Origin of the sequence: Nocardia sp. PE-7 (genome assembly GCF_030486425.1) — a bacterium.
GTDB classification, from domain to species: Bacteria; Actinomycetota; Actinomycetes; order Mycobacteriales; family Mycobacteriaceae; genus Nocardia; species Nocardia salmonicida_A.
The window spans coordinates 142033-150895 of record NZ_CP129614.1; the positions used below are offsets into that span (position 1 = coordinate 142033).

The 8863-nt window shown below is 66.6% G+C and carries 11 protein-coding genes; 6 read left to right on the top strand and 5 right to left on the bottom strand.

The window, feature by feature from the left end:
- Positions 1-88 precede the first annotated feature (88 nt).
- Positions 89-568: a nuclear transport factor 2 family protein gene (locus QX204_RS00735; RefSeq protein WP_301904709.1), complete on the top strand. Its 480-nt coding sequence runs from the start codon at positions 89-91 to the stop codon at positions 566-568.
- A 93-nt stretch (positions 569-661) separates the two neighbouring features.
- Here QX204_RS00735 and QX204_RS00740 read toward each other — a convergent pair whose 3' ends face one another.
- On the bottom strand, positions 662-1840 hold the full coding sequence (locus QX204_RS00740; RefSeq protein WP_301904710.1) for an FAD-dependent oxidoreductase: 1179 nt from the start codon (positions 1838-1840) through the stop codon (positions 662-664).
- A gap of 99 nt (positions 1841-1939) precedes the next feature.
- On the opposite strand from QX204_RS00740, the gene QX204_RS00745 reads away from it, so the two are divergent.
- Positions 1940-2524, top strand: coding sequence for a TetR/AcrR family transcriptional regulator (locus QX204_RS00745; RefSeq protein WP_301904711.1), 585 nt, complete (start codon positions 1940-1942; stop codon positions 2522-2524).
- 78 nt (positions 2525-2602) lie between these two features.
- On the opposite strand, the gene QX204_RS00750 is transcribed toward QX204_RS00745, so the two are convergent.
- From QX204_RS00750 to QX204_RS00765, 4 genes are read right to left on the bottom strand one after another with little or no spacing between them, the layout of a single operon-like run.
- Entirely contained in the window at positions 2603-2992 is a 390-nt protein-coding gene (locus QX204_RS00750; RefSeq protein ID WP_301904713.1) for a type II toxin-antitoxin system death-on-curing family toxin, read from the bottom strand.
- Positions 2989-3228: a type II toxin-antitoxin system Phd/YefM family antitoxin gene (locus tag QX204_RS00755; RefSeq protein ID WP_301904716.1), complete on the bottom strand. Its 240-nt coding sequence runs from the start codon at positions 3226-3228 to the stop codon at positions 2989-2991. The genes QX204_RS00750 and QX204_RS00755 overlap by 4 nt, the downstream gene beginning before the upstream one ends.
- A 52-nt stretch (positions 3229-3280) precedes the next feature.
- Complete coding sequence (locus QX204_RS00760; RefSeq protein WP_301904717.1) at positions 3281-4378, bottom strand: acyl-CoA dehydrogenase family protein; 1098 nt, start codon at positions 4376-4378, stop codon at positions 3281-3283.
- A gap of 22 nt (positions 4379-4400) precedes the next feature.
- On the bottom strand, positions 4401-5594 hold the full coding sequence (locus tag QX204_RS00765; RefSeq protein ID WP_301904719.1) for an acyl-CoA dehydrogenase family protein: 1194 nt from the start codon (positions 5592-5594) through the stop codon (positions 4401-4403).
- 186 nt (positions 5595-5780) lie between these two features.
- Here QX204_RS00765 and QX204_RS00770 point away from each other — a divergent pair, with 186 nt between their 5' ends.
- From QX204_RS00770 to QX204_RS00785, 4 genes are all read left to right on the top strand, one after another.
- Complete coding sequence (locus QX204_RS00770; protein WP_056819344.1) at positions 5781-5969, top strand: ferredoxin; 189 nt, start codon at positions 5781-5783, stop codon at positions 5967-5969.
- Between the two features lie 43 nt (positions 5970-6012).
- On the top strand, positions 6013-6915 hold the full coding sequence (locus tag QX204_RS00775; protein ID WP_301904722.1) for a 3-oxoacyl-ACP reductase: 903 nt from the start codon (positions 6013-6015) through the stop codon (positions 6913-6915).
- A 325-nt stretch (positions 6916-7240) separates the two neighbouring features.
- Positions 7241-8005 carry an MlaE family ABC transporter permease gene (locus tag QX204_RS00780; protein ID WP_062982727.1) on the top strand — a complete coding sequence of 255 codons (765 nt, stop codon included), beginning with the start codon at positions 7241-7243 and terminating at the stop codon, positions 8003-8005.
- Between the two features lie 4 nt (positions 8006-8009).
- Positions 8010-8861: an MlaE family ABC transporter permease gene (locus QX204_RS00785; RefSeq protein ID WP_062982725.1), complete on the top strand. Its 852-nt coding sequence runs from the start codon at positions 8010-8012 to the stop codon at positions 8859-8861.
- The last annotated feature ends 2 nt before the right edge of the window (positions 8862-8863 follow it).

Sequence of the window (8863 nt, forward strand, 5' to 3'; positions counted from 1 at the left end):
CCGGCGGCCAGGCTCGCGAATGCTGTCGCGCGGAACGTCGCTTCGGTCACAACGACCTGGACCTCGAGGGTGGTTGAGGGAGCAGGCTGTGGTCACCAACCGAGACGCGGAGGAAGCCATGCGACCGAACCTGAACGACCCGACCGCCGACCCGACCGCGCAGGCCGTGGCCGCCGAACTCGCCGGCGAATTGCAGCGGGCTCTCGAGACCGGCGACGCCGATCTCTACGACAACTCGTTCGCCGCGGATGTGCTGTGGGGCACCCCTTTCGGTGCCCTGGTCATCGGTCACAGCCAGATCAATGCCATCCATCGCGGCATGATGCAGCTACCGAACTCACCCGCACCGGCCTCCCGTTTCGAGGTCGTGGTTGCCGCCAGTCCGGCTCCTGGGTTGATCGTCACCCAGATCCGCAGGCAAGCCCTCGATCCCGGTGGCTTCTCCGAGGTCGCACTGTATGTACTGGTGGAACGCGAGGAGAAATGGTGGCTGTCCGCAGCGCAGAACACCCCGGTCGACGAATCGAAATCGGCGTTGAAACGCGCGAACTCCGACTCCGCCTCCTGATCGGACTGCGCCCGCGTGAGCGATTGTCATCACCTACTCAGTTCGTCGCCCCGTTCGGCAGGTCGCCGGGCGGGGCGACGTGTGTGGGCGAAGTCAGCGGTTACCGAGTTCGGACAACTGGTAGGCCAGCTTGCCGCGGACCGCGGGGATGCGGGTGAGGAGGCGGAAGACGGTGTTGCGGGCGGTGCGAGCGGGGACGGACCGCAGGGTCGCCATTCTGGTCATGCGGTCGGTGAAGGCTACGACTTCGAGGGCGATCGGCCTGCGGATGGTTTCGTAGGTGTCGAGGATCGAATCCGGTTCGCCCGCGGTGACTTTCGCCAGGAGGGTGCCGAGTAGGGCGGCGTCCTGGATGCCGGTGTTCATGCCCTGGCCGCCTGCCGGGCTGTGGACGTGGGCGGCGTCGCCGGCGAGAAGGACTCGGCCCGCGCGGTAGTGGTCGGCTACGCGGTGGTGGACGCGGAAGCGGGAGCTCCAGAGGACCTCGTCCACATGGATCCGGCCTGCGGGGCCACGGGTGTCGAGCAGCGACTGGATGTCGTCGAGGGTGGGGTGCTCCGGCGCCTGGTCGACGGTGGCGACGACGCGGTAGCGGTTGTGGGCGTCGTCGGGGAGTGGGGCGACCACCGTGACGCCTTCGGGGAACAGGTGCAGCGATACCTCCGAACGTGGGGCCGGCCAGCTCATCCGAACGTCGGCCAGGATGAAGGAAGCCGGGTAGGTGTCGCCGGTGAACCCGATGCCCGCCTGCTCGCGCACGACACTGTGCATGCCGTCGGCGCCGATCACGTAGTCGGCCACGAGTCGGCCATGCCGGTCGTCTTCGTCGACGTATTCGACAGTGACGCTGCCGTTCTCGTCGGTGACTCGGGTGACGGTGAGCGGTCGGTGCACCACGCCGCCCAGCTGGTGCAGCCGGTCGAGGAGGACCTGCTCGGTGACATCCTGCGGCACCATCAGCGTGTACGGGAACTCGGTGGGGAGATCGCCGAATTCGATGGTGGCCAAGGTCTTCGCGCCGTCGTGCAGCTTGAAGGTCGGCACCTCGATGCCGCGTGCGACGAGTGTGCTCGCGATGCCGAGCCCGTCGAGCACCTCGAGCGTCCTGGCATGCACCACCGCGGCCCGAGAAGTGTTGGCGCCCGCGCCGAGTCGATCGATGAGCACATGGTCGACGCCGGCTTCGGCGAGCACGATCGCGGCGGTGAGCCCGGCGGGACCCGCGCCGACGATGACGACGGAGGTGGCTTCGGGCAGTGGGGTGGCGGGCATTTCGACTCCTGGTCAACGCTTGTTTGCCAACGCTTGTAGGCGTAACGGTAAACCCGCCGGTGAATGAAAGTCAACAACTGTTGGCCTACAATCGTTGACATGCCTGACCAGGAGATTCCCGCCCGGCGTTCCGACGCGACGAAGGCCGCCATCCTCGAAGCCGCCCGTGCTCGCTTCGCCGCCGACGGCTACGCCAAGGCCACGATCCGCGCGATCGCCGCCGACGCCGAGATCGACCCCTCGATGGTGATGCGCTATTTCGGCAGCAAAGACGGCCTCTTCGCCGCCGCCGCCGAGATCGACCTCGACCTGCCCGATCTGAGTGCCGCCGACCCGAACACCATGGGCGAGTTGATGATCCGCCGCTTCCTCGAGATCTGGGAGGGCAACGACAACACCGTTCTGCTGATCCTGCTCCGCTCCTCGATCACCGACGAGGCGGTCGCGGCCCGCTTCCGCGAGATCTTCGCCGACCAGGTCCTGCCCGCCGTCCTCCGCTTCGGCACCCCCACCGACGCTCCGCGCCGCGCCGCGCTGATCGTCACCCAACTGCTGGGCTTGGCACTGTGCCGCTACGTCCTGCGGCTGCCCGCGGTGGTCGCGCTCACACCGCAGCAGATGGTCACCGACCTCGCACCCACCCTGCAGCGCTACCTGACTTCGGAGTTGGATCTCCATTGCTAGGCAGGACTGCATCGGTACCTTGCGACGCCATTTGGGCACGGCTGGCCTGCGGCGTCAAGAGTCAGTGAGAACCGGGTGTCAGTGCTTCAATGCGGTAGCGAGACGGGATGCGATCTCGGGAATATCGACCACTGCGCCACTGGCGACGTCGATCATGAGGTTGTAGGTGAGGTCTTCGTCGAGAGAGCTCGTATCGATGCCGTTGTAGGCCAGGAAGACGATCGCGCCTGCGATCGCAAGGCGCTTGTTGCCGTCGACGAGTGGGTGGTTGGCTGCGATCGAATGCAAGAGCGCCGCGGACTTCTCCCAGATGCCTGGGTAGGCGTCGGTGCCGAACACTGTGGTTGCCGCGCGTGCGGCCGCCGAGGCGAGCAGTCCCGCGTCGCGTACGACGTACGGCCCTGCCACATCCTCGGCGATTGCTCGTAGGTCGGCGACCGTGAGGTAGTAGATCTCCGCTTCGCTCACTCGGCGAGCCTGTCGAGCAGGCTCCTGTGGCGCTCGGCGAATTGTCGCGATAGTGCGCGGATTTGGCTGTTTGCGGTCTCGGCCATCGAATCCGGCACCACAGCCGCTACGCGGCGGCCATGGCGGGTCAGGTGCACGACGGTGCCGCCCTCGGCGGCCGCAATCACTTCGGCGAGGCGCTCCCTGGCTTCACTTACCGGGAGTTCCCAGTTCTCGGGCGAGGGAGCTGCAGTCATGGCTTGAATTGTACGTCTTTGCCGACAGTTCGTACAAACTGTCGGCAAAGGGTTAGTTCGCCAGTTCCGCGCCGAGGGCGAGCAGGTGGGGAGTTGCGCCGCCGAGGGCGAATTCGTTGTGCTTGGCGGCGGTGAAGTAGTTGTGGGTGATGTGGTCGCGGTCGATGCCGAGGCCGCCGTGGATGTGGACGACGGTGTGGGCGACCTTGTGTCCGGCCTCGGCCGCCCAGAACTTGGCGATGTGGATGGCCTCGGCGGCGGGGAGGTCCTCCGAGAGGCGCCAGGCGGCCTGGGTGACCGTGAGGCGAAGGCCGCCGATGTCGATATAGGCGTCGGACAGGCGCTGGGCCACCGACTGGAACGAGCCGATCGGCTTGCCGAACTGTTCGCGGGTGCGGGTGTGCTCGGCGGTCAGCTCGAGCGCGCGTTCCAGGGTGCCGAGTTGCAGCGCCGACAGCCCGAGCCAGGCGTATTCGCGCAGCCAGGTGAGGATGTCGGCGCCGGCCTCGATGGTGCCGAGCAGTTCGCTCGGCGTGGCGGCGAGCTCGACGACGAACTCGGGGCTCAGGTCGACGACCTGTTGGGCGGTGCGGGTGACCGACGCGTGCTCCGGATCGATCACGAAGACGCCGACACCGTTGGAGGTGATGGCGGGCACCAGGATTCGTGCGGCGCGGTCGGCGTAGGCGACGGTGGTCGCGGTGCCGGTCAGCGTCCACCCGGCACCGGCGGCCTCGGCGACGATCCCCGGTGCGTCGGTGGTGGCGCGCAGTTCCTCGGCGAGCGCCGCGGTCAGCACGATCTCGCCCGCGCCTGCCCGCGCGGCCAGCTGCTGCTGGTCGGCATCGCCGAACTTCGCCAGTGCGCCCGCCCCGAGGACGATCGACCACAGGTAGGGCACCGCGGCGACGACGCGGCCGAGTTCACGCAGGATCGCGGTCTGCTCGAGCATGCCGAAATCACTGCCGCCCAGTGCTTCCGGCAGCGCCGCGGCCAGCACGCCGGTCTCGGCGAGCGACTTCCACAGCTGTTCGTCGAAGCGGGCAGCGGTGTCGAGCTCACGCAGCCGATCGGCGGTGACGAGCTTGGCGCAGACCTCGCCGGTCAGCCGGGCGAGATCGGTCTGGGCTTCGGTAGGAGTGAAATCCATGAGGAGATACCGGCTTTCGGGATCAGCGGGCGGATGCGGGCTGGCGCAGGGCGGTCATGGCGATGATGTCGCGCTGCACCTCGTTGGTGCCGCCGCCGAAGGTGAGAATCAGTGCGGCGCGGTGCATCCGCTCGAGCCGGCCGAGCAGGGCGGCGCCGGGGGAGTCCTGGCGCAGGTAGGCGTGAGGGCCGACGACTTCCATCAGCAGGCGGTAGGCCTCGGTCGCCAGCTCGGTGCCGTAGACCTTGCACGCGGAGGCGTCCCACGGCTTCGGCGCCGCCTCGCCGCCCAGGTCGGCGCGGCTGGCGATCTCCCAGTTCAGCAGCTTGAGGTATTCGACCTTGGCGTGCACCTTCGCCAGATTGAGCCGGGCCCATTCCTGGTCGATCACGCGCCTGCCGTCGGACAGGGTGGTTTCCTTGGCCCACTCCACGGTCTGCGCGACCGCGAGGCTCAGCGGACCCGCCGAGGTGAGGGCGACGCGCTCGTGATTGAGCTGATTGGTGATCAGCGACCAGCCGCCGTTCTCCGGACCGACCACCGACGAGACGGGCACCCGTACGTCCTGGTAGTAGGTGGCGCTGGTGTCGGGGCCCGCCATCGTGTGCACCGGCGTCCAGGAGAAACCGTCGACGTCGGTCGGCACGATGAGCATCGTGATGCCCTTGTGCTTCTTGGCCGCCGGATCGGTGCGCACGGCCAGCCAGATGTAATCGGCGTAGGCGATGAGGCTGGTCCACATCTTCTGGCCGTTGATCACGAAGTCGTCGCCGTCGCGCACCGCGGCGGTCCGCAGCGAGGCCAGGTCGGTGCCGGCGCCCGGTTCGGAGTAGCCGATGGCGAAGTGCAGCTCACCCGAGGCGATCTTGGGCAGGAAGAACTTCTTCTGCTCCTCGGTGCCGTACTGCATGATGGTCGGCGCGACCGAGTTGAGCGTGAGGAACGGGACGGGCGCGCCCGCGATGGCCGCCTCTTCGACGAAGATCAGCTGATCCATCGTGGTGCGGTCCTGGCCGCCGTACTCCTTGGGCCAGCTCAGCGTGAGCCAGCCGTCGCGGCCCATCTCGCGCACGACCTCGCGGTAGACGTTGCCGGAGCCGTATTCGCCGGTGGTCATGCTCAGCGCCGCGCGACGTTCCGGTGTCATCAGCTTCGCGAAATATTCGCGCAGCTCGGCGCGCAATTCTTCCTGCTGCGGCGTATACGCGACGCGCATGCTTCCTACCTCGGTGTCGAGCTGAAAGGGCGGGTGGCGGGGCGCAGGGGGTGAGCCCCGCCGAAACCGATCATTGCATACGAACTGGAACATGTTCCAGTATTGATGGTGATTCGGCGTCTGTTTCGCTCCGTGGACCGGGGTGTCTGAGTTAGTGTCGCCAAGACCGCGTGGAAGGAAGTTCTCATGAAGATCATCGTCGATTTCGACCGGTGCGAAGCGAACGGCGTCTGTGTCGGAATCGCCCCTGACATGTTCGAACTTGATGACGACGACATGTTGACCGTCGCCGAGGGTGATGTCGCGCCCGATCGTCTCGCCGATGCCGAGGAGGCGGTGGCGCAGTGTCCCAAGGCCGCGCTGAGGTTGGCGTGATCGCCTCTTGTCGGATGGTGGAACACGTTCTAGAGTCGGCCCAATGAGTGTGACGCAGATTTCATTGGAGGGCCGGGTCGCCATCGTGACCGGTGCGGGCGCGGGGCTCGGCAGGGCCGAAGCTCTCGCGCTGGCGTCGGCCGGTGCGGCAGTGGTCGTCAATGACCTGACCGAGGACGCGGCGGCCGAGACCATCGCCGCCATCCGCGAGCTCGGTGGCAAGGCGGAATTCGTCGGCGGCTCCATCGCCGAGCGCTCGACGGCCGACGCGCTCGTCTCGACCGCGCAGGAATCACTGGGCGGGCTCGACATCGTCGTCAACAACGCGGGCATCACCCGTGACCGCATGCTGTTCAACATGTCCGACGAGGACTGGGACGCGGTGATCGCGGTGCACCTGCGCGGACACTTCCTGCTCACCCGCAACGCCGCCGCCTACTGGCGCGCGGCGTCCAAGGCGGCCGGCGCGCCGGTCTACGGCCGGCTGGTCAACACCTCCTCGGAGGCGGGCCTGCTCGGGCCGGAAGGCCAGGCGAACTACGGTGCGGCCAAGGCGGGCATCACCGCCCTCACGCTGACCGCGTCACGCGTGCTGTCCAGGTACGGCGTGCGCGCCAACGCGATCTGCCCCCGGGCCAGGACCGCGATGACCGAGGCGGTCTTCGCCGACGCGCCCGAAGGCGCGGTCGACCCGCTGGCTCCCGAGCACGTGGCCAAGCTCGTGGCCTACCTTTCCTCGCCCGCCGCCGACGCGGTGAACGGCCAGGTGTTCGTCGTCTACGGACCGATGGTGGCGCTGATGGCGGCGCCGACGGTCGAGCAGCGCTTCGATGCCGAGGGCGCCGAATGGTCCGAGGCCGACCTCGCCGCCACCCTCGGTGGCTATTTCGCAGAGCGCCCCGCGGATCACACGTTTTCGGCGCGCGACCTCCGCGATCTGGGCTGAGACGCCCGGTCGGCGGTTTGCCCGATGTTGGCCCGCCACACACCCCGTCCGTTTTGTCACGCCTGTCGTGTTGATCACTGGTCCAGGTATTGGTAGACATGACCATCGGAGTGTGTGACGGCTCACAGGAGGTGCGCGGATTTTAATAAGTATCCGTTTCAGTTTTAACGGTGATTCACGGCAAAAAGTCCTGTTCTGAGTCTACGAAAATGGCAGACATTAGCAGGAACATGTTCTAGTCTTTGGGCAGTCTTCAGATCGGGGTGGCGGTGAAGTACGGGTACGCGGACAAATCGGTCCGCCCGTCGATTGAGGAGGATTCGGTATGACAAACCTCCTTGCTGTCCCGTTGCGGGCGGTCGGCGGATTCTTCGAACTCGGCGCGGAAGTGGCGCGCGCCACCGTTCGCAAGCCGTTCCAATGGCGCGAATTCGTCGACCAGTCCTGGTTCGTCGCCCGCGTCTCCATCGTGCCGACTCTGCTTGTGGCCATTCCGTTTACGGTCCTGGTGGTTTTCACCCTCAACATCCTGCTGCGCGAAATCGGCGCCGCCGACCTCAGCGGAGCGGCCGCCGCGTTCGGCGCCGTCACGCAGGTCGGCCCGATCGTCACCGTGCTGATCGTGGCAGGTGCGGGCGCCACCGCGATCTGCGCCGACCTGGGCGCCCGCACGATTCGCGAAGAGATCGACGCGATGAAGGTGCTCGGCATCGACCCGGTCAGCCGACTGGTCGTGCCGCGCGTGTTCGCCTCGATGTTCGTGGCGCTGATGCTCAACAGCCTGGTCTGCACCATCGGCATCGCCGGCGGCTTCGTCTTCTCGGTGTTCCTCCAGGGAGTGAACCCCGGCGCGTTCGTCAACGGCATTCCGCTGCTCACGAGTCTGCCCGAACTGATCATCTCCGAAATCAAGGCGGGATTGTTCGGCCTGATCGCCGGAATGGTCGCCTGTTATCTCGGGCTCCAGGTCAAAGGCGGACCCAAGAGTGTCGGTGACGCCGTGAACCAAACAGTGGTATTCGCATTCATGGCGCTGTTCGTGGTGAATGTGGTCGTCACCGCGATCGGCCTGAAATTCACGGTGCGGTGACACGATGGCATTCATAGTTCGCAGCAAGTTTCCGCGTACGGTCCGTCGTTTCGACCGGATGTCGAAATCGGTGGATTCCCTGGGAGATCAGGCGATCTTCTACGTCAAGGCGCTCGGCTCGGTGCCGCGCGCGCTGGTGCACTACCGCACCGAGACCATCCGGCTCATCGCCGAGATCAGCATGGGCAGTGGCGCCTTGGCCGTGATCGGCGGCACCGTGGTGATCGTCGGCTTCCTGACGCTCATGGCGGGCGGCACCATCGCGGTGCAGGGCTACAGCTCACTCGGCAATATCGGCGTCGAGGCGCTGACCGGCTTCTTCGCCGCTCTCATCAATGTGCGCATCGCCGCACCGGTGATCTCCGGCATCGGTCTGGCCGCCACGATCGGCGCCGGTGCGACAGCGCAGCTGGGCGCGATGCGTGTGGCCGAGGAGATCGACGCGCTGGAATCGATGGCGATCCGGCCGATTCCGTTCCTGGTCGGCACCAGGGTGCTGGCGGGCATGATCGCGATCGTGCCGCTCTACGCACTCGCGGTGATCGCCTCGTTCATCGCCAGCCGCTTCGCGACCGTCGTGATCTACGGGCAGTCGGCCGGCGTGTACGACCACTACTTCTCGACATTCCTCATCCCGAGCGACATCCTGTGGTCGTTCGCGCAGGCGATCGTGATGGCACTGGCCGTGATGCTCATCCACACCTACTACGGCTTCCACGCCGCGGGTGGTCCGGTCGGCGTCGGTATCGCGGTGGGTAACGCGGTGCGCTCGTCGCTGATCGCGGTCGTCACTGTGACGCTGCTGATCTCGCTGGCCATCTACGGCACCTCCGGCAACTTCCACCTCTCGGGATAGCG

Bases quoted from the DNA above. Each gene is read 5' to 3' on its own strand.
- QX204_RS00745 (WP_301904711.1), top strand. From the start codon at position 1,940: ATGCCTGACCAGGAGATTCCCGCCCGGCGTTCCGACGCGACGAAGGCC.
- QX204_RS00785 (WP_062982725.1), top strand. From the start codon at position 8,010: ATGGCATTCATAGTTCGCAGCAAGTTTCCGCGTACGGTCCGTCGTTTC.
- QX204_RS00770 (WP_056819344.1), top strand. From the start codon at position 5,781: ATGAAGATCATCGTCGATTTCGACCGGTGCGAAGCGAACGGCGTCTGT.
- QX204_RS00775 (WP_301904722.1), top strand. From the start codon at position 6,013: ATGAGTGTGACGCAGATTTCATTGGAGGGCCGGGTCGCCATCGTGACC.
- QX204_RS00765 (WP_301904719.1), bottom strand. From the start codon at position 5,594: ATGCGCGTCGCGTATACGCCGCAGCAGGAAGAATTGCGCGCCGAGCTG.
- QX204_RS00760 (WP_301904717.1), bottom strand. From the start codon at position 4,378: ATGGATTTCACTCCTACCGAAGCCCAGACCGATCTCGCCCGGCTGACC.
- QX204_RS00780 (WP_062982727.1), top strand. From the start codon at position 7,241: ATGACAAACCTCCTTGCTGTCCCGTTGCGGGCGGTCGGCGGATTCTTC.
- QX204_RS00740 (WP_301904710.1), bottom strand. From the start codon at position 1,840: ATGCCCGCCACCCCACTGCCCGAAGCCACCTCCGTCGTCATCGTCGGC.
- QX204_RS00755 (WP_301904716.1), bottom strand. From the start codon at position 3,228: ATGACTGCAGCTCCCTCGCCCGAGAACTGGGAACTCCCGGTAAGTGAA.